Consider the following 22,675-nt stretch of genomic DNA (forward strand, 5'->3'; position numbering starts at 1 on the left):
AGATGAATTCGCAATATAAAACTATTATGAATGCAAGAAGGAGTTGTGGTTGGCAACCGCGGCTACTGCCTCTTCAGTAATCTAACAATAGGTCATAAAATCGGAATAGGCGAGCATTATTTGTCATTTTCTATGTTGGGTGGATTTTCGAGGAGTTTAGCAGCAAATGGCCGTGTTTGCAAAGAGCTACTCTTAGCTTTGATCTCAATAAGAGTCGGGCGATCTTCGGCTCGTCAATGGCCGAAAAGCTTCGATTTTCAGTCAATTGCGATGGAGTTGTAATCGGAGTCGATCGTTAGCATTTCATTCGGGACGTGGCGGTGTTCCGAATCATTGATGCTGGCCAAGAGGTTGCATCATTCGTCGTCTGGATACAGTAGTTCGCGGGACCGATTCCCTTCGATACTGTGTCCAAACCAGGCTCTTTCTCGGCACTGAAGACAGTCGTCGATCCTTTTTCGTGGATCGCCGGTATTACGTATTTCGTGGTTGTTTGTGACGGGCTTCGCAGAAGTTTCTTTTCATGCTCCTCCAAGGTGTGCCGGCGCTGCTGGATCGTTGTTGCTTTGAGTGACATGACGCATCGATGTGTTGATGGTCATGCCTGCAACATGGGCCAGCCCCGTTCTCCTTCTCTACTTATCAATCATGCTCAAGATGAAGTTCGATGGTTCCGGGTTTCGTCGCGGAAGCGATGTCGGGATGCCGAGTGGGCCTGGCACGCTCGCCATGGTGCATTTGTCGGTTCTTTCCGCGAGGCGGGTGCATCCTCTCGCTGGATGATGGCGGGGAACTGCCGATTGGCTTGATGAGCCTGGTTTCACCCGAGATTGGCTCCCGGTTCTTGCCAATGCTCCCTGGTTCCGAGGTGATTCCCGCGGTTTTCGCATGGATGATTTCGAGAGTGTGATGGCGTTGATGTGTTGCATTTCGGGTGCCGGAGGCTATCGGCTGATTATGATTTCCTACTGTATCCGTGGTGCTAGCCTACTGTATCCATCGGCCTTAGTCGGCCGTTCCGTTGGTGGTGGTGTATGGCCTTGGGGAATGGGACCGGGCGCCTTGTTGAGGCGTCACTAATATTATCCACGATCAGGGCGTTTTGAACGAATGCCTGGAGCATCACGTGCAAAGGTAACTCTATTCATCCTGTGAGATCGAAGAGTTGCGTACCGTTGGTATGTGGGGGGCGGACTCGTGGTTGATTTCGTCTTTTCCTTCCCGCACAACTTTGGGGGGCCCTTCCGTCTCTGTCGTCCTTGTCATATCAACGTTGTGCGCCGAGGATCAGAAACTTACTTCCTGGCTGGTCAATTTTTGATTCACGCATTGATGCTGGTTGCCCGCCTTGCCTGACCCGACCTCATCTTGCCTGGGCTGACACGAGTCACATTTCCCCAAGAATCTGCGACTTTCCATGAGATCGATGCACGGTTGCGTACGGCAAGCGGGGTTGGCCGGTAGACGATCGGGGGCCGGCCGCTGGGAATTGTGAACCGAATCGTCAGAGAGGAGTAAAGTAGCGGCATGTCGCGGCGGACCCTGGAAGGCGAAAATCGAAACCGAGGATGACAATCAGGGCGGAGCCGCGAGCTTCTGCCGAGCCGGGCCCGGGTCGTGTAACATTGTGCCATACCAGGGGTCATCAATAGTTGAGCGGGACTGAGCCGGGTGACCGTTGAGGGCTGAGCGACGATGCTGGAGACCCGATCGTGCCGCCGTTGCGGCCTGGAATCGTCGGTGGATGTAGGCGGCGTGGGCCTCTGCCCCTGTTGCCTCCTGCGCCTTGTGGTCGATCGGGAGATGGATTCTCCAGGCGACGATGCACCGGGCCCGAGCTTGCTCGATGATGAGGAAGGGTCGAGTTTCGAGGAGCGGGTCTACCTCGAGTTCGGCCTCGACGTGCTCCGCAAGCTGGGTCAGGGAGGCATGGGCGTCGTCTTCGAGGCCGAGGAGCCGAGGTTGGACCGTCGGGTCGCGCTCAAGGTCCTGAAGGACGAGCACCGCGACTCCCCGGCGATGCGTCGGCGGTTCCTCGACGAGGCCAGGGTCGGCGGGCGTTTGCAGCACCCGGGACTGGTACCGGTCTACAATATAGGCGAGATCGACGGCCTCCCCTTCTTCACGATGAGGCTGATCGGGGGGCAGACCCTCGCCGGCCTGCTCCGGGATCGGCCCGAGCTGACATGGTCTGTCGGCGTCTTCCTTCAGGTGAGCCAGACCCTGGCGTATGCGCACGACCGGGGGGTCGTCCATCGCGACGTGAAGCCGGCCAACATCATGGTGGGGGATTTCGGCGAGGTTCACCTCGTCGACTGGGGGTTGGCTCAACTCATCGGCGGGCATGAGTCGTGGCCGGTCGGTGGGGCCGGGGTCGCGGGTACCCCCGCCTATATGAGCCCCGAGCAGGCCTCGGGGTCTCCGACCGCCCGGGATCAACGCGCCGACGTCTTCGGTCTGGGGGCCACGCTCTGCGAGATCCTCACCGGGCTGCCACCCTACCGGGGGGGCTCGCGTGAAGAGGTGATGAGCAAGGCCAGGGAGTGCAACCTCGCCGGCGCCCTGAAACGGCTCAAGTCCTGCGAGGCCGCCCCCGAGTTGAAAGCCCTCGCCCGGGCCTGCCTCTCGGCAGATCCTGCAGATCGCCCCGCCCATGCCGGGGAGGTCGCCGCGCGGCTCCTCGACTACCAGGCGGGGGTGCAGAAGCGGCTCAAGGAGGCGGAAGAGGCTCGAGTACGAACCGCCATCCGAGCCGTCGAGGAGCGTCGTCGATGGGCGTTGAGCCTCGTGCTCCTGCTCGTCTGCTCGTTCGCCGGTGCGGTTCTCTACTCCGAGCATGAGCGAGCGGCGCGGGCCTCGGCCGAGACGGCTCGATCCGTCGCCGACGCGATCGAAGAGTCCTCGAGGCTCAGGCAGCGGGGTCGGAGCCTCGACGCTCGCTCGGCACACCGCAAGGCCGAGGGCCTGCTCGCCCGGAGCGACCCGGCCGTGAAGGCCCGCTTCTCCCCCGCCCTCGCCGACCTGGCGATGCTCGCCCGGCTCGACGACATCCGTTATTTCCCGTCACAGCTCGGACCTGGCCGCCTGCTCCCGGCCGAGGCCTCGGCTGCCTACGACGCCGCGTTCCAGGCTTACGGCATCAATGTCCCGGCCGGTCCCGACGAACGGACCGCCGGACTCGTCCGATCCAGCCCATTGCGAGTGGAACTGGTCTCGGCGCTCGACGACTGGGGGCGGATCAGCCCCGACCCCGCCGCCAGGAAACGACTGCGGGCCATTTCCGAGGCCGCCGACCCCGACCCCGCCGGTCCCGCCGGCCAACTCCGTCGCGCCCTGGCGAAGCCCGACCGCGAGGCCCTGGGATCGCTGGCCCGCTCGCTCCCGGCCTCGGGACCCCCGGCTCCGGTCCTCGCCTCGCTCGGGGCCGCGCTCCGAGAACATCGTGCGGTGAAGGAATCGGCCGAGGTCCTTCGGGCCGCCCGGCGTTCGCATCCCGACGATTTCTGGATCAACCTCGAACTGGCCGCGACCCTCACCGCGCTCAAACCCGAAGGCTCCGACGAGGGGCGAGCTTACCTGACCGCCGCCCTGTCGATGAGTCGCGACAACCCGGCCGTTCCCTTCTACCTGGCCTCGGCCCTGCAGAATGCCGGACGGCTCGATGCGGCGGTCTCGGCCTACCACGAGGCCATCTCGCTCCGGCCGGACTACCCCGAGGCCTACTGCAACCTCGGCAACACCCTGACCCAGCAGAAGAAGTTGGATGAGGCCGTCGCCTCGTTCCGCAAGGCGATCGAGCTGCGGCCGGGGTACGCGCTCGCTTACTTCAACCTCGGCTTCGCCCTCGATGAACAGGGGAAGTTCGCCGAGGCGTTCGACGCCTACGGCGAGGCGGTGAAGCATCGGGAAGGCTATGTCGAGGCCCACTCCAACCGAGGGCTCGCCGCGTATCGGCTGGGTCGGTTCTCCGACGCGATCCCCGCCTTTGAGGCGGGCCTGGCGAAGATGCCCAACGACCACCCCTTGTGGGCGACCTTCGAGCCGATGTTGAAGATGGCGCGATCTCTCGCGCCGCTGGAGCCCAAGCTTGAAGGTGTGTTGAAGCTCGAGGAGACTTCGAAGGTCCCCGTGGACGACCTGCTCGGCATGGCCAGGCTCTGCGGTTGGCCGGGCCGGAGTCGGCACGCCGAGGCTGCTCGCTTATATGCGGAGGTCTTTGCCCGCAAGCCGGAACTGGCCGAGGACCTTGTGACCGGGGACCGTTACGCCGCGTCGGGGGCGGCGGCGATGGCGGGTGCCGGTGAACCGGCGCGGGCGGCGGATCCGAGCCTCGCCCGATGGAGGAACCTCGCGCTCGGCTGGCTCCGGGCCGACCTGGAGAAGCGCCGGATTCAGCTTGATGAGGCCGGGTCGAACCAGGAGGCACGTCATTACGTGCTGTTGAGGCTGGGCTACTGGAGCCGCGACCCGAGCTTCGCCGGTGTGCGAGGACAAGACGCGATCGCACGCCTCCCGGAAGCGGAAAGGCCAGGCTGGCAAAAGCTTTGGGACGACCTCAAGGGCCTCATTCAGGCCAAGCCCGCTTCGTCCCCGGCGCCGACGCGTTGAAAGAAGGCGACGAGTCCGGAGAGTAGGCGCGGAGCTGGGCGACCTCCGATACAATACGGTCGGAGTGTCACTGGTCGGGCTTGCTCACGTATCGAACTCCGGACGCAACCGAAATCGAATCGGGCGCGTCTTGTTCGAAAGGTGGTGAGGGACCCGAGTGGCGTGGCTGCCCCCGGGCGCCGACGCCGAACCGCACGCCCCCCGGCGCCGGACTTATGCTCGACACGACCGAACACAGCCCCTGGCCCGAGTCGTCGCACTGGAGCGTGATCGCGGCGGCGGGTCGCCCTGACACCGAGGCTGGCCGCCTCGCGCTGGCCGCATTTTGTGACACGTTCCGGGGCCCGGTCTACTCCTACCTCCGTCGCGACGGTTGCAACCAGGACGAGGCGCAGGATCTAACCCAGGAGTTCTTCCTCTATCTTGTGGGAGATTCCCGCCCGCTGGCCGAGTATGATAAGACACGCGGCCGGTTCCGCCCCTACTTCCTCGCCGCCCTGAGGCATTTTCGGGCCAATCGCCGACGATACGACTCCGCCGCACGACGGGGAGGCGGCCGCCATTTGCTCTCCATCGACCACCCTTCGCATGATGCGGGTCAGGTGGCCGATCCCGGCCCCCTGCCGGAGGTCGCGTTCACCCGGGCCTGGGCGGAGGCCCTGCTCGACCGGGTCGTCTCCCGGATCCGCGAGGAGTCGGCCCGATCCGCCCGGATGATACCGCTCGAGTCGCTCCTGGGCCGGCTGATCGACGGCCGCTCCGGCTCTTATCGCGACCTCGCCGACGAGTTGGGCCTCACCCCCGGATCCCTCCGCGTGGCCGCCCACAGGCTTCGCGAGCGGTTCGAAACGCTCTTGCGCGAGGAGATCGCGCGGACCGTCTCGACCTCCGAGGAGGTCGATGAAGAGATTAATGCCATGTTCGAGGCCTTTTCTCTGACCTCACGCCGGTAACATTCTGACGCGTTTCGTTCATTCAGAGGTTAAGGAACTCTCTCTCCTTACCCTCTGGGTCCTGAACGCGAACGCGAGGCAGCGATGAACCGTGGCACCGGTCCGTCTCGGTCGAGGTCTCCCCAGCCATTCAACGCCCGCCCGAAACGGCGTATCGTCCCCCCGGCGACCGAGGCCCTGGAAGCGCGGACGCTGCTCTCGAGGCTGAGCGCCGCCGTGACCGAGCAGGCCGTCCGGCCCTCCGCCCTCGCGGGGAGCTCGGTCGTCCTGCTCACCGTGCCGGGTCAAGCCGGGCAGATGGTGACCGTCACCTTCCACCTGGACGACCGCCAGGCCTCATACCGCAATGAGATGGGAATCTTCCCCGTCCTCAACGCGAACGGCCGCGTCGGCCAGTTCCGCCCCGGTGCCCCCGGCTATCTGAGGGCCGCGTTGACGAGGCCGGGTGCCCGGGTGATCTTCGGTCAGGATGCGCCGAAGGGCTCGTCGGTGACGGTCATGCTGCCCGGAGGTACGTCTTACGGGCTCTACCTCGTCGCCAATGGTTCCACCCAGGAAGCCTTCCACGCCAGGCCCCGCCTCCGCCCCAGGGTTTACGTCTCGATGTCGAGGGGCAATATCGATAGGTTCGCCCACATCCGCGCCGAGGCCGGTGCGACTTTCGCCTGGGAAGACCTCCCGCGCGGGGGGGACCGGGACTTCAATGACATGATCGCGCGCGTCACCTTCGGTAATAACAATAGCGGGGGTAATGGCGGCGGAAACGATGGTGGTAATGGCGGAAACAACGGCGGTGGGAACGGAGGAGGAAGTGGTGGCAACGGAGGGGGCGGCGGAAACGGCGGTTCGAGCGGTCGGGCCCCGGTGGTTACGCTCTCAAGCCAGTCGGGGCGGCTGAGCCGGACGAACATCCTGTTCGCGGGGAATGCCTCCGATGCCGACGGCGATCTCGCCCTTCTTCAATACAAGGTGGACGGCGGGGGGCTGAACAACCTCGCGTTCAATGCGACGACGGGGGCTTTCACTTACCCCACGACGTTCGCCCTCGACGGCACAGCCGACGGCACGCACGAGCTTCAGTTTGTCGCGACCGACCGCGCGGGGCACACCTCGAACGTGGCGACGACGAACTTCATCCTGGACACGAAGGCCCCGGCCGTCGCGTTCGACCTGGCGCCGGAGTCGGATACCGACACGGTTGGCGATCACATGACCGACCTCTCATCGGTCAACCTGCTGGGCAGGACGGAGGCCGGACTCTCGCTCACGCTGGTCGAGACCGGCGCGGTGGCCACGGCCGACGCCTCGGGGAATTTCCGGTTCGACGGGGTCTCGCTCCCCCTGGGTGTGAAGACGTTCCACGTCCGGGCGACCGACGCGGCCGGCAACGTCGGGACGGCCACGCAGTCCTTGATCCATTGCGGCTTCGCCGGCGACCTCTCTGGCTGGAATGTCAGCCAGGACGGGGGCAGCGACCCGGGCAAGGGGACGGTCACCCCCACCGACGGGCATGCCCTGCTCCGCGAAGGCGACTCGTTCCTCGTCAACATTGCCACCGGGTTCACCATCCCCGCCGGCGCCACGAAGTTGCAGTTCGACCTCGATTCGCTCGACTTCGACACCGCGTCCACCGGGTCGGTCCGCGACGCCTTCGAGGTCGCGCTCGTGGATAGCCAGGGGCGGCCGATCGTCCCGACCATCGGCAATGGCCGAGACGCCTTCTACAACCGGACCGAGGGGCTCGACGCGGCGCTCGGCAGCGGGACGACCGTCTCGGGCTCGATCGTCTCGGTCGACCTCTCGGGAGTCGCCGTCGGCACGGCCGCCCGCCTGGTCTTTCGCCTCGTGAACAATGACGAGGACACCGAGACTCACGCCGAGATCGGCTGCGTCGTGGTCGTCGCGGGCGAGGCCTCATTCGTGCCGGGTGCGCCGGGAACCCCCGGCCAGACGACGACGTTCGCGTCCAATGGCTCGGGTGGGGCCTCGAACCTCACAGCACTGCTAGCCGGGGTTTCCTCGTCGACCACCATTCTGCAAAGTGGGTCCAACGGATCCACGACGACTCCGACGACTTCGTTCACATCCAGCAGTTCGAGCAACTCGACCCAGAGCCTGGGGACGTCCAACGCAAACGCATTCACATCCAACGGCAGCCCGACCGCGAATGCCACCACGCTCGTCGGCCCCGCGGTCGACACGAGCAACGTCCCGACCTCGGCCGGGCGCGAGTTCTGGATCGCCTTCTCGGACAACCTCGTCGAGGGGGGGCGCATCCCGGTCAAGACGCTGTTCATCACCGGCGACGTGGCCACGCATGGGACGGTCTCGATCCCGGGCCTGAGCTTTACGCAGGACTTCTCGGTGACGCCGGGGCAGATCACGAGCGTCCCCCTACCGGCCGACGTGCAGGTCACGAGCCTTGCCGAGATCGAGAACAAGGGGGTCCACATCGTCGCGGATGACCCGGTGACGGTCTACGGGCTCAACACGGCCCAGGCCACCACCGACGCCTTCCTCGCGCTCCCGGTCGACTCGCTCGGCACGCGTTATGTGAACATGGCGTACGGGACGACCTCGTATTTGCTCGCGTACCTGCCGAGTTCGCAGATCACGATCGTCGGCGCCCACGACGGCACGAACGTGACGATCACCCCCGGGCCGGGCGTGACGCCGATCAACAACTCCAACGTCGCGATCATCGGGCCGGATGGCCGGGTCGTGGGGTCGGACGGGAATGGCAACGATATCGGGCCGATCTCCCTGGGCCAGTCCGGGGACTTCACGCTCAAGGTCGACTCCCCCTACCCGACCCACGCGGGGACATACTCTTATCGGATCTTGAACCTCGACGCCGACTCCGCCGCGCTGACCCTCAACCAGGATACGAGGCTCTCGCTCCCCACCGGGCAGGAAACCAAGGTCTACAAGTTCCAGGGGACGATCGGTCACCAGATCGTGCTGAACGGCCTCGACCGGAACGGCCAGAACGTCTCGGTCCGCCTGGTCACTCCGAGCCTCCGCGTGGATCTTCAGCAAGGGTCCGAACAGTCGTCCGGCCTCTACACCCTGCCGGAGACGGGCACCTATTACGTGATCGTGTCGGGCCAGAGCAACACGCCCGTCGACACGGGCTTCAAGGTGGTCGACGCGAGCGTGGCCCCCACCCTGATCATTGGCACGCCCGTGACCGGGAGCCTTCCCACCGGCCGCGAGACGGTGGCCTATCGGTTCCAGGGCAATGCGGGCAGGCCCCTGGCGTTCGACGGCCTCTCAGGCCAGGACGGGAACGTCGGCTATCAGATCACCGGCCCGGGTGGGGTGGTCGTCGCGAACTCCTCATTCGGCGCGGATTCCGACCCGTTCACGCTGCCTCTGGACGGCGAGTACAAGGTGATCATCACGGGCAGGACCTCGGCCGCCTATTCGTATGCCTTCCGGTTGATGGATCTCTCCGCCTCGCCGAACCTGGCGATAGGGACGACCGCGACGGCCTTATTCCCGCAGGGTCGGGAGTCGCGCTGGTACAACGTCAACCTGACCGCCGGGCAGATGATCACGTATGACACGCTCGGCGGCGACCAGCCCGGTTCGCAGGCGAGGCTCGTCGACCCGGCCGGCAACGCTCTATTCACGCTGGGCGCGGATCGGAATACGGATCCGGTCCTCATCACCCGTTCGGGCACCTATCGACTCCAGATCCAGGCGACGCAGGGCAACCCGCTCACGATCCCGTTCCGACTGCTCGACGCCAACGCGGGCACCTCTGTGACCGTCGGCTCGACCGTGACGGCCACGCTGCCGACCGGCCGCGAGACGTTGCTCTACCGGTTCAACGCCGATGCCGGCGATGCGTTCATCTATGACGGCCTGGCCGGGACGTTCCAGTCGGTCACAGTTTCGATCTACGACCCGGCCGGCAATCGCCTGACCGACGTGAGCGCCGACGGCGATCGCGGCCCGATGGTCGCGTCGGTCAGCGGCACCTACACCCTGGCCTTCTACGGCGGCTCCGACACCCCCGGCGAGGTCCACTTCCGCGTCCTCAAGATGTCGACGTCACCGACTCTCACGCTCGGGGCGACCGCGACCGCGACGTTGCCGACCGGCGGCGAGACGCTCGCGTACCGGTTCCATGGGACCGCCGGCCAGACCCTCTTCTATGACCCCGAGGACGCATCGACGAATGCCGGCGGTTTCGAACTGTATGGTCCCGGGATGCAGCCCGTCTCGTCGGGCAATGCCCTGGGCGACCGCGGCCCGATCGTGCTCGACGAGGACGGGACGTACACGCTCATCATCCGAGGCGGGTCGGCGACGGCCACCTCGTTCGACTTCCGGCTCCTCGACGCCGCGACGGTCCCGGCCCTTTCGACGAGCACCGCCAACGCCGGCACGCTCGACCCGGCCTCGCGTATGGCCGTCTATCGGTTCAACAGCCCCGGGAACCAGACCCTGGCCGTCGACATGATGGCGCTCTCGAACACGAACGGCGGCTCCTGGTACCTCTTCGGGCCTGATGGACGTGCGGTGATCGGCCGCAACCTCGACCAGAACTGGTCGGCCCCCCTGGCCCGCGCCGGGGCCTATCAACTCGTGCTTTTCGGGAGCGGAGGGGCCTCGCCGCTCACGTACTCCTTCAACGCGTCGCTCGCGACCCAGGCCGCGGTCGCTCCGACGGGCTTCGGCACGAAGAACACCCTCAACATCACCGCGGGTAACACGGCGACTTATACGTTCAATGCCCCGGGCGGGCGCCTGATCTATCTCGACAGCCTGGACGGACAGGGGGAGAACCTCGTCGTCTCGGTGAAGGATCCGAACGGGGCCCTCATCCTGAACACGAACGATACGAGCGACAGCGGTCCCTGGCTCCTGCCGACCTCGGGGACGTATACGTTGGCCCTCGCTGGCAACACCCCGGAGGCCGCGGGCTCGTATGCGTTCCGCATCCTCGACCTCTCGGCGGCCACCGCGATCGACCCGGGCGATGACGTCTCCGGAACCATCGACGACGCGCTCGGTTCCAGGGCCTATCGCATCAATTCGGTCGTCGGCCTGCGCCTGCTCTACGACAGCCCGGAGACCGACTTTGCCAACGTCGCCCTGTCGCTCCTCGACCCGAGCGGCAACTTCATCAGCACCTCGAACGCCGACAATCAGAATCAGTTCGGCCCGCTCACTCAGGGCGGCTCGTACATCCTCCTGATCCAGAACAACACCGCCGCCTCGGCGACGTACCACTTCCGCCTGACCGACCCGGACGCGGCACCTACGCTCGCCCTCAATACCGACGTCAGCGGGACGTTCCCGGATGGCCGGTCGAGCGTCGTCTACCAGTTCGTCGGCACGGCCGGCCAGACGCTCTATTACGACTCGCTGCTCGGCGACTTCCCGAACGCGTCGGTGACGCTGGTCGGCCCGGGTGACGTGAACATCTTCGCGTCGAACCGCGACAACAATAACGGGCCGGTCGTGCTGCCCGAGGACGGGACGTACCGGCTCGTCTTCCGATCCAACACATCGGCGGCGCTTCCTTACGCGTTCAACCTCCGGGATCTCTCCTCCGCCGGCACGCTCGCCGTCGGCAGCACGGCCGCCGCCGACCTCGGCGCCACCGGCAAGGGGTCGGTCGCCTACAAAATCTCGGTCAACGCCGGCCAGACCCTCCTGTTCGACGGCCTCGACGCCGCCACGAACATCGCGGGCTTCCGCCTGATCGACCCCTTCGGTCGGACCGTCGCGGCGCGGAACAATAATGACGATTTCTACCCGATCAACGGGGGCGTGACCGGCGTCTACACGCTCCTGATCGAGGGCTACGCGACGGGCGCGACGACCGTCCATTTCCGCATGCTCGACGCCGCGGCTGGGACGGCGATCACGGCCGGCTCGACCGTCAACGCCACCTTGCCGACCGGGCGAGAGACGGTCGTGTACCGGTTCTCGGCGACGGCCGGGCATAATTACTATTACAACGGGCTTAACGCCGGAGGCGCCCAGGGCACTGTCGAGATCTACGACCGGAACTTCAACTTCATCACGGTGCGCAACCTCGAGGACGACGTCCCATTCACGGCGGCTTTCACGGGCTCGTACTACGTGGTGATCCGTGGCCGGAGCGACACTGCAATCGACCACTCCTTCAAGTTCCTCGACCTCGCGGACGCCACGCCGCTCGCGATCGGGTCGACGGCCTCCGGCACCTTGCCCACCGGCCGCGAGTATGTGGCTTATGCGTTCGACGGGACCGCCGGCCAGACCCTCTTCTACGACGGCCTCGGCTCGACGCCCACGAACAAGGAGGTCCGCATCATCGGCCCCGCTGGCGACCTGATCCGCACGGGGCAGGCGGACGGCAACCTCGGGCCGATCACCCTGACCGCGACCGGGACGTACACCATCCTGATCGCCGGGGCGGATGCGTCGGCCAGCACCTACAAGTTCCGCGTGCTCGACGTGGCCTCGGCCCCTGCCCTGGCCTCGGGGACCCCCGTCAGCGGGACGCTCTCCGACGGCAACGTCGCGGTTTACCGGATCAACGCCGCCGCCGCCGAGGCCCTCCTGCTCCACGCGAGCACCCTCCCCGCCAACACCGACTGGTTCCTCTACGACCCGTCAAACGGCCAGGTCATCGCCAACGGGATCAATGCGGACCTTGCGGTGACCACGCAGAGGACGGGGACTTATATCCTCGTCCTCAACTATCACGGGATCGACCCCGTGAATTACACGATCGTGTCGACCCTGACCCCCGACGCCCCGGTGACGACCTCCGGCTTCGGCGCGGGTACGTTGGAGGTCCCGATCGGCGGCAGCCAGTCGGTCAACTTCTCCGCCCCTGCGGGGGCCCGGCTCTATCTCGACCGCATCGTGAGCCAGTTCACGATCCCGGTGCAGACGATCCACCTCGACGCCGGCCAGACCTATCAGCTCCGGCAGGTGGCCGGCGGCGACATGACCGGGACGCTCGTCACCTCCGACAAGCCGGTGGCCGTCTTCGGCGGCAACCTCGCGGCGTTCGTGCCGGATGGCTATGCCGCCGCCAACCACCTCGTCGAGCAGCTCCCCTCCACCGATAGCTGGGGCCGCGAGTTCCTCACGTATCCGCTGGCCACCCGCCTTCACGGCGACGTCTTCCGGATCGTCGCCCAGGCGGACGACACCGAGATCACGATCAACGGCACCCTCGTCGCCACCATCGACGCCGGCCACTGGTATGAGACGAACCTTGAAGATCCCTCACGCATTCAGACGAACCACGCGGTCCTCGTCGCTCAGTTCTCGCACAGCCTCTCTTTCGACAACGTCTCGGCCGACCCGTTCATGATCATCGTCCCCCCCTTCGAGCAGTTCCTCGACCACTACACGATCACGACTCCTGCAACTGGGTTCCCGACGAACTTCGTGAACGTGGTCGCCCCGGCCTCGGCGGTCGGCTCGATCGAACTGGACGGCGTGCCCCTCGCGGCCGACCTCTTCCACGCGATTGGGGACAGCGGCTATGTCGGGGCCCAGGTCCCGATCGACGTGGGGGCCCATGACTTCGCCGGGGCTGAGCCGTTCGGCGTCTTCGTCTACGGCTATGCCGTGTACGATGGCTACGGCTACCTCGGCGGCCAGTCGCTTGCCCCGGTGGCCCTGGTGGATAGCATCGCCCTGACCCCCGCCAGCGTCGACCGCCAGGTGGGGACCTCGCAGACGTTCACCGCGAGGGTGCTCGACGTCAACGGCAATCCCCTGGTCGGGGTCCGCGTCGACTTCAACTCGGCCGGCTCCAACGTGGCGTCTGGATTCGCGTTCTCCGATGAGAATGGCAACGCCGTGTTCACGCTCGCCGGGGCGAATGCCGGCTCCGACGTGATTGTCGCCTCGGTGGGCGACGTCTCGAAGACGGCCACGATTCGCTGGCGAGGAGCCGTCGAGCCGCCGACGGTCGTGGTCGACACCCCCTCCGACGGCTCCTCCGCGCAGGCCGACACCGACCTGACCCTGACCGGCCTCGCCTCGGCCTCGGTGACGGGCGTCGCGATCGTCGCGGTCACGGTGAATGGCGTGATGGTGGACGTCCTCGACGCGGCCGGGCGGTTCTTCGCCAAGGTCCACGTCCGCTCCGGCTCGAACAGCTATCAGGTCGTCGCCACCGACTCCAACGGCCAGACGGCGCAGGTCAGCCTGACCGTCCAGGGGGTCCAGTCCGCCCCCGGTTCGGTGGACTTCTCGCAGTTCGCCGACGTGACGGGGAGCTTCACCCCGAGCTACGCGAGGACCTCGTACAACGAGGCCGAGGGGATCCTCTACGCCGACTTTGCCGTCAAGAACTCCGGCCAGTACGACGCCAATGCCCCCCTGCTCGTCGGCATCGCCAACATCAGCGACCCGTCGGTCCAGGTCCTGGGCGCGTCGGGCAAGACACCCGATGGCGTCCCCTACTACGACTTCACCGGCCTCGTGACCGGCGGCAAGCTTGCCCCGGATGGGCAGACCGGTTTCCTCAACGCCAGGTTCCTCAACCCGAACCACAGCCAGTTCACGTACAGCCTCGTCTTCCTCGGCAAGCTCAACGAGGCCCCAACGATCACGTCGCTCCCGGCCATCGAGGCGATCGCCGGCAAGACTTACACGTACAATCTCACCGCAACCGACCCCGAGGACGACACGCTCACCTATCGGATCGTGAGCGGTCCCGACGGCCTGACCATCGACAACGCCGGCCACCTGAGCTGGGCCGTCGGGACCTCCGACATCGGCAGCCACGACATCACCGTCGAGGTCGACGACGGCCAGGGGGGCCTCGCGCAGCAGCGGTTCGTCCTCCAGGCGATCGCCGCGCCTCCGAACCGGCCGCCGGTCTTCACATCGGTCCCCGGCGTCCTAGCCCGCGTCGGCTCGCCCTACCAGTACCAGGCGACGGCCACCGACCCCGATGGCGACGACCTGGCCTTCTCACTGGAATCGGGCCCGACGGGTCTCGCCGTGGCTACCAATGGCCTCGTGACCTTGACCCCGACCCCCGACCAGATCGGCCAGGCCGACGTCGTCCTCGCCGTCAGCGACGGCCGGGGCGGTCGCACCCTGCAGTCGTTCCAAATCTGCATCCGGGCCAGCGACGACAACCACGCCCCAGTCTTCGTCACGCTGCCGCAGGCCTTCGCCACGCCCGGCACCTATGCCTCGCAGATCAAGGCACTCGACTCCGACCCTGGCCAGACCCTCACCTACCACCTGATCGACGGCCCCGACGGCCTCACCCTCGATTCCTCGACGGGAGCCCTCGCCTGGTCTCCCACTTCGGCCGACCTCGGTTCGCATCCCGTCACCATCGAGGTTTCCGATGGCGTCGGCGGGACCGACTCCACGACATTCAACCTTGTCGTGAACCAGAACACGGCGCCGACGATCACCACGTCGACCTTGCCGGAGGCCACCATCGGGTCGGCCTACGCTCAGGTCATCACGGCGAGCGATCCTGACTCTGGCAACACGCTGACGTTCTCGCTCGCGAAGGCCCCGGCCGGCATGAGCATCGACCCCGCCTCGGGGCAGATCACCTGGACCCCCGGAAGCAGTGCGTTCGCCAGCACGCCCTTGACGGTGCAGGTCGACGACGATGCCGGGGGCGTGACCCGCGAGGACTTCGTGCTGACGGTCCGCAATGGCCAGACTTCGACCCAGGGGGTCAACCCTCAGTTCGTCTCCGTGCCCCCGACGACAATCCGTGCCGGCGACCTCCTGAACTACCTGGCGAAGGCCTGGACCCCGCTGGCGGCGACCCTGACCTATGACCTGGCCACGGCCCCTGCGGGCATGGTGATCGACCCGGCGACGGGCTCCCTGGCCTGGCGACCCGAGCCCGACGACGTTGGCGGCCAGACCGTTGTGATCCGGGCCCGCGACGGCCTCGGCGGGATCGCCCTGCAGTCGTTCACGCTTAACGTCACCCCGGCGAACACGGCCCCGGTCATCGCCAATAGCCCAGCCTCGCCGGCGACGGTCGGCCTCCCCTGGACCTTCAAGGTCGCCGCGCAGGACGCCGAGAACGACCCGATAACCGTCCGGCTCGTCGACGGGCCGACTGGCATGACGGTCGCCCCCTGGGCCGGCGGAGATTACCTCGCGGCCCTGCGGTGGACCCCGGCCGGACCAGGTTCGTTCCCCGTTACCATCGAGGTGGACGACGGCCAGGGGGGCGTCACGACCCTGGCGTTCACCCTCGAAGTGGTCGCCGCGCCGGGCGAGAACCACGATCCGTCGATCACCTCGTCCCCGCCCTCCCGGGTTTCCCTCGGTGCGACCTGGACCTATCCGATCGCGGCGACCGACCCCGACGGCGATCCCCTCACCTTCTCGCTCGCCTCGGGGCCCGATGGTCTCACGATCGACGCTGCCACGGGGCGACTCACCTACACCCCGACCAATGCCGCGCTCGGCGATCATGGCGTCAGCGTAGTCGTCAGCGACGGCCGCGGCGGCTCGACGACGCAGTCCTTCACCCTGATCGTCACCGCCGACAAGACCAACGGCGCACCGGCGATCGTCTCAACCCCGCCGACCGCCCTCGTGCCCGACGGCCGCACCTTCGACTACGCCCTCCGCGCCATCGACCCGGATGGCGACCCCGTTCAGTGGAGCCTCGACTCGTCGCCCCACGGGGTCTCGATCGATCCTGCCTTCGGCACGCTCGTCTGGACGCCCGATGAGTCGCAGCGAGGGCCGCAGACGATCGTTGTCCGGGTGACGGATCCTTCGGGGGCCTCGGGGACCCAGACGATCCAGCTCCTCGTCGAGTGCGCCGACGCCCCGCCGTCGATCGTCTCCACGCCGAGCACCGATGCGGGGACCGCGACCCCGTACTTCTATGGAGTCCGCGCGGTCGATCCCGAGAACGACAAGCTCACGTACTCGCTCGACCAGGCCCCCGCCGGCATGACGATCGACCCCGACACCGGCCTGATCCGCTGGACGCCGATCGCCGCACAGGTCGGGGCCCAGCAGGTCAGCGTCAAGGTGACGGACGGCTTCGGCGGCGAGGGCATTCAGTCCTTCACCGCGCAGGTCGTGGCCGTGACGCCCGACCGCACGCCGGCGATCATCTCGATCCCGCCGCTCCGGGCCCCCGTCGGTGCGGACTACACCTATCAGGTCCGCGCGGTCGACCCCGAAGGGCAGGCGATCACTTACTCTCTGATATCCCCGCCGACCGGCATGGCCATCGACGCAACGACAGGCCTTATCCACTGGACGCCGACAGTCGCCCAGGCCGGTGCGCCGACGATCACCGTCGCGGCCGATGATCCGGGGGGCCACCGCGCCTATCAGCGTTACACGCTGCTCGTTCGCACGAACGCTCCCCCGGTCATCACCGAGGCCCCGGCGTCGGCGAAAACTGCGGCGGCCGGTGGCGTCTATCGTTACGACGTTCAGGCCCGCGACCCCGAAGGCGATGCCCTCACCTACTCGATCCAGGATGCCCCCGACGGCATGACCATCGACGGCGTCGGCCGGATCCGATGGACGACCAGCGCTGGCGATGCCGGCTCGCACACCTTCACGGTGGTCGTCACCGACGCGCAGGGGGCTTCGGCCTCGCAGCTCGTGAACTTCTCGCTCGTCCCCGACACCAAGGCACCCATCGTCAAGATCGTCTCGGGGGCGAACCCGGCGTCGATCGGCAACCCCGTGGTCGTGGTCGTGCAGGCGACCGATGACATTGGCCTGGCCAACGTCACCCTCACCCTGGACGGCGAGCGCGTGGCCATCAACGCCGATGGCCAGGCCACGCTCACCTTCGCGAGCGGCGGCGTCCATAACCTCGTCGCCACCGGCACCGACGCGGCCGGCAACGTCGGCAGCGCGACCCTGACGCTGCGGGTCATCGATCCGGCCGACACCGACGGCCCCGTCGTGACCGTCACGAGCCCCGCCCCGGGTTCCTCGATCACGGCCCCCACGCCGATCATCGGCACGGTTTCCAGCCCCGACCTCGAGCGCTATCGGGTCGAGTACGCGTTGGCCTCAGACGTGGACGTGAACGACCCGACCGCGGAGAACCCCGCCTATCACTTCATCACCGAGAAGGTCGGCTCGGCCTCGATCACGAACGGGCCCCTCGCGACGTTCGACCCCTCGTTGCTACTCAACGATAGTTACGTGATCAGGGTCCTCGCCTTCGACACCAACGGTAACGCGACCGGGCAGATCATCCCGGTCGACGTGACCGGCCAGCGCTCCGTGGGGCAATACCAGATCACGGTGACCGACCTGGCGATCTCGGTCGTGGGCATCCCCATCACGGTCTCGCGGACTTATGACACGCGGCAGGCGAATACCTCGGGCGATTTCGGCTACGGCTGGAGCCTCGCGGTGCAGGATGCCCGCATCAGCGAGTCGGTCCCCGTCAACCCGCTCGAGGTCGAGGGGCAGTTCTACGCGGCGACTCCGTTCAAGGACGGGACCCGCGTCTACATCAATGCCCCGAACGGGCGTCGCGAAGGGTTCACGTTCAAGGCCGTGCCCCAGTTCAGTTGGTTCGGCGGCGGGTATTATCTCCCAAGCTTCGTCCCCGACCCCGGCGTGCATGACACGCTGAGCGTCGACGCCACGGCGCTCACCAGGCTGACCGACGGCACGTACGCCATGCAGTACATCGGGTTCCCGTACAACCCCTCCATCTACCGGCTCGAGACGACCGACGGGACCACCTATCAGTACAACCAGTTCAAGGGGCTGGAGAGCGTCAACAACCGCGCAGGGAATACCCTCACGTACACGAGCGACGGGATCACCAGTTCGTCGGGGGTCTCCGTCAAGTTCGACCGCGACCCGCAAGGCAGGATCGTCAAGATCGAGGTCCCCGGCGGCGTCGTCCTCACGTATTCGTATGACGCGAATGGCGACCTCATCACCGCCAAGGATCCGACCAACCGGGCCACAACCTACGGCTATCTCGACGACCCAGCGCACCCGCACTTCCTCTCCTCGATCACCGACCCGGCCGGCAATGCCTCCACGGCCCAGTTCGACAGCGACGGCAAGCTCATCGGCCTGGCGGATGCCTCGGGGAATACGACGACGAATACTTATGACACCGTCGGCGGCAGCCAGACGATCGTGGATGCCCTCGGCAACCAGACGACCTTGAACTTTGACGACCGGGGGAACGTCACCAAGACCGTCGACCCGCTCGGCCATACGCGTAACTTCACGTTCGACGACGCCGACAACCTCACGTCCGTCACCGACCCGTCGGGCAACACGGTCAAGATGACGTACGACGCCAACGGCAACGTCACCAGCACAACCGATGCCCTCGGCAACGTGAGCAAGGTCACGTATGATGACCACAACAACATCACATCCGTGACCGACGCCCTCGGCCGGACCGCCACGACCCTCTACGACGAGTTCGGCCGGACGGCGGGCCTGATCAACGCGCTCGGGCAGAAGAGCACGTTCACCCGCGACGCCCAGGGGCGGATCATCACCTTCACCGACAACCTCGGCCAAGTCACTCGCTACGAGTACGAAGGCTCGGCCACTCAGCCGACAAAGACGACCTATGCCGACGGCTCGGTCGCCCTCGCCTCCTACGACGCCCGCGGCCTGCTCACGAAGACAGCCGACACCGCGGGCAATACCTGGAATTACACCTACGACGCCGCGGGGCGCCCCCTGACCAAGACCGACCCGCTCGGCGACAAGACGACGTATGCTTATGACGCGGTGGGGCAACTCGTCAGCGTTACCGATCCCCTGGGCCAGGTCACCCGCTACACCTACGACGAGGCCGGCCGCCGCACCTCGATCATCGACCCGTCGGGCCACCCGATCACCTATGTCTACGACGCCAACAACCGTGTCGTGGAGGAGATCTGCTGCGACGACGGCTCGACCAAGTACGTGTACAGGGCCGACGGGAAGCTCGACCACACGACCGACGCCGATGGCGGAGTGACCTCGTACACGTACGACGCCACGGGTAACGTCCTGACCGTCACCGACGCCCTGGGCCACGTCACCTCGTACACGTACGACGCAATGGGCAAAGAGCTCACGGAGACCGACGCCCTCGGCAACACCTCGTCGTTCGACTACGATGCGGCCGGGAACCTCGTGAGGGCGACCGATGCGCTCGGGAAGACGATCACTTACGCATACGACGGGCTCAATCGTCTCGTCACCACGACCGACCAGGTAGGCCAGACCTTCACCACCACCTACGACGCCGGGGGCCATGCCATCGGCCAGACCGGCCCGGATGGGAACCAGCAGAGCTTCACTTATGATGCTCTGGGCCGGATGACCTCGAGCACCGACGCCAACGGCAAGACGACCTCCTACGGGTATGACTCCGCCGGCCACGTCAGCACGATCACCGACCCGCTCGGGCAGGTCACGCATCGGACTTACGACGCCGCGGGTCGGATGACCTCGCAAACCGACCCCGACGGCCGGACGACCTCGTACGCTTACGACGCCAACAACCAGACGACCTCCATCACTAGCTCCGACGGCACCACCACGCAGATGACGTACGACTCGAGGGGCAACGCCCTCTCGGTCACCGATGCGACGGGCTCGACGACGAAGTACGAGTACGATGACGAGGGGCGCAGGATCGCCACGGTCGACGCCCTCGGCAACCGGACCGAGTTCGAGTACGACTGCCTCGGCCGGCTCGTGAAGCGGACGGACCCCCTCGGCGTTTCGATGTCGTACGAGTATGACGCGGTCGGCAACCTCACCAAGTACACCGATCGCGACGGCCGGGTCCGGACCTACACGTATGACGCCCTGAACCGCCCCGTCTCCGAGAGCTGGCAGCAGGCCTCGGGCACCGCGGTGCTCGACACGTTCCACTACACGTACGACGCGCTCGGCCGGCTCGTCGGGGCCTCCGACGAAAACAGCTCATACACGATGACGTACGACGCGCTGGGAGACCTCGCCAGTGTCGACAACGACGGCACGCCCGGCTTGCCCCACGTCGTCCTGACCTACGAGCGCGACGCCTTCGGCAATGTCACGTCAGTCAAGGACAACTTCGGCCTGACGGTTTCGAACACGTACGACGACACCGGTCATCTCCTCAGTACTCAGTGGCAAGGGGCCGGCGTTGCCGATGCCCGCGCCGACTTGACGTACGACGCGAACGGGCAATTGACGTCGGTGAAGCGGTTCTCCGACCTCGCCGGCACGCAGCTCGTCGGCAGCACGACCAACACCTATTCCAACGCGGGGCTCCTCGACTCGCTCACGATGAAGGACGCGAGCGGCAACGCGCTCGTCAACTACGCCTACACCTACGACGATCGAGGCGAATTGACCGCCGAGACCCATCACGGTCAGAGCTGGGCGTACACGTACGACGACTCGGGCCAGCTCACCTCGGCCACGCTCGCCGGCAACCCCGCCGCGTCGTCGGATTACAGCTACGACGACCAGGGGAACCGGACCAGCGAAGGCGAGACGATCGGCACGGCGAATCAGGTCGCGTCGGACGACACTTATCGCTACACGTATGACGCCGAGGGCAACCTCACGCGACGGACCAGGATCTCCGACGGCTCGACCACCGACTACAGCTTCGACCTTCGCAACCGCCTCGTCGGCGTGACCGATCGCAACGCATCGGGCACGGTCACTCAGGCCGTGAGCTACACCTATGACGTGTTCGACCGCCGGATCGGCAAGACGGTCGACGGCCAGACGACGTACACCGTCTACGACGGCATGGCCCCCTGGGCCGACTTCAACACGTCGGGGGCCGTCACCGCCCGCTACCTCGCGAGCCCCGACATCGACGGGCTCCTCGCCCGCGACCGTCCCGGCAAGGGTACGACCTGGTATCTCGCCGATCGGCTCGGCACCGTCCGCGACCTCACCGACGACACCGGCCAGGTCATCGACCACATCGACTACGACGCCTATGGCCAGGTCACGGGCGAGACGAACCCCTCCGTCGGCGACCGCTTCCGCTACACGGGGCGGGAGTACGACGCGGAGACGGGGCTCTACTACTACCGGGCCCGCTATTACGACGCTTCGCTCGGCCGCTTCATCAGCCAGGATCCGCTCGGCTTCAACGGCGCCGACTCGAACCTCTACCGCTACGTCGGCAACAGCCCGACCAACGCGACCGACCCGACCGGGCTCCAGGCCCTCAGCGAGTACACGGCGCTCCTTCCCGACGTCCTCCTGATCGCCAACACGGCGGTCACGTACGGCGGGGATCAGCCGATGACCTTTGCGGTCGGGGCCAAGAACGGCCAGCCGTTCACGGGGGTTGCCGGGTCGCCGGGGCTGAGCAATAAGTTTTCGTATGAAAATGTTTATTTGAAGGCCGGCCCCGGCTCCACGCCGGAGGTGGGGGTCGAGATCAACGGCTTCAGCGCAAGCTACGCGTCGGGCGACAAGGGGATCAAGTACGGGTACAGCAATAACTACTGGTCCGGCTCGATCGGCACCGACGGCGGCAAGGCGACTTCGGTGGGCATTCAGGCGTTCCCGAATGTTCCGTTGTCCCCGACCTACACCTTCGGAGACCAGGGCACGCCCCTCGCCAACCCGACCGTCCCGGGCGCCGGCGAGTTCGAGTTCCTGGTGGTTTCGACCGCCAAGACCCCCAATGCCGTGGCGAGCTGGGATGTGGCCGTGTATGGCGGCGTCGCGACCGAGCTAGCCCTCATCGCCAAGTATGCATCCACCGACGACTCATCCACCCTCGTGGAGGTCGACTTCCACGAGAAGCGCGACTTCCCCGCGGCCGAGTGGGTCTCGCACGGGTTCGCGACACGGACCCCGAACCCGCCCTTCTCCGGCCCGCTCGGCCCTGGCGGGGGAATTCCGCCCCGAGTGACCACGAGCAACCCTGGCCCGAGCGGCCCCGGCGGCCCTCCCGGCCCTAACGGTCCCCCCGACGATGGCGACAACGGCGGCGGTGGCTCCGGCCCTACCATCGGTTGCAGCTCGGCGCCCGGCCTCTACGGGATCAGGACGATCCAGACCCGCTCCTACCTGGGCACGCCCGCCCTCACGACGATCGCCTCCCGAGACGCCGGCGTCCTTCGGCTCTTGAACCGCGTCATCAGCTTCTGATCGTCGGATGATGTTGG

3 protein-coding genes are annotated in these 22,675 nt (G+C 66.3%); all 3 read left to right on the plus strand.

The window, feature by feature from the left end:
• The first annotated feature begins 1,803 nt into the window (after positions 1-1,803).
• The 3 genes from ACOYYX_RS27050 to ACOYYX_RS27060 all read left to right on the plus strand — a co-directional run bounded on the left by ACOYYX_RS27050 (position 1,804) and on the right by ACOYYX_RS27060 (position 22,658).
• Positions 1,804-4,608, plus strand: coding sequence for a protein kinase domain-containing protein (locus ACOYYX_RS27050; RefSeq protein WP_422925491.1), 2,805 nt, complete (start codon positions 1,804-1,806; stop codon positions 4,606-4,608).
• A 215-nt stretch (positions 4,609-4,823) separates the two neighbouring features.
• A complete protein-coding gene (locus ACOYYX_RS27055; RefSeq protein ID WP_422925493.1) occupies positions 4,824-5,561 on the plus strand; it encodes an RNA polymerase sigma factor in 738 nt (245 codons plus the stop codon).
• 84 nt (positions 5,562-5,645) lie between these two features.
• Complete coding sequence (locus tag ACOYYX_RS27060; protein WP_422925495.1) at positions 5,646-22,658, plus strand: putative Ig domain-containing protein; 17,013 nt, start codon at positions 5,646-5,648, stop codon at positions 22,656-22,658.
• Positions 22,659-22,675 lie beyond the last annotated feature (17 nt).

Origin of the sequence: Singulisphaera chitinilytica, from assembly GCF_049331405.1 — a bacterium.
In the GTDB taxonomy this organism is placed as follows: Bacteria; Planctomycetota; Planctomycetia; order Isosphaerales; family Isosphaeraceae; genus PoT.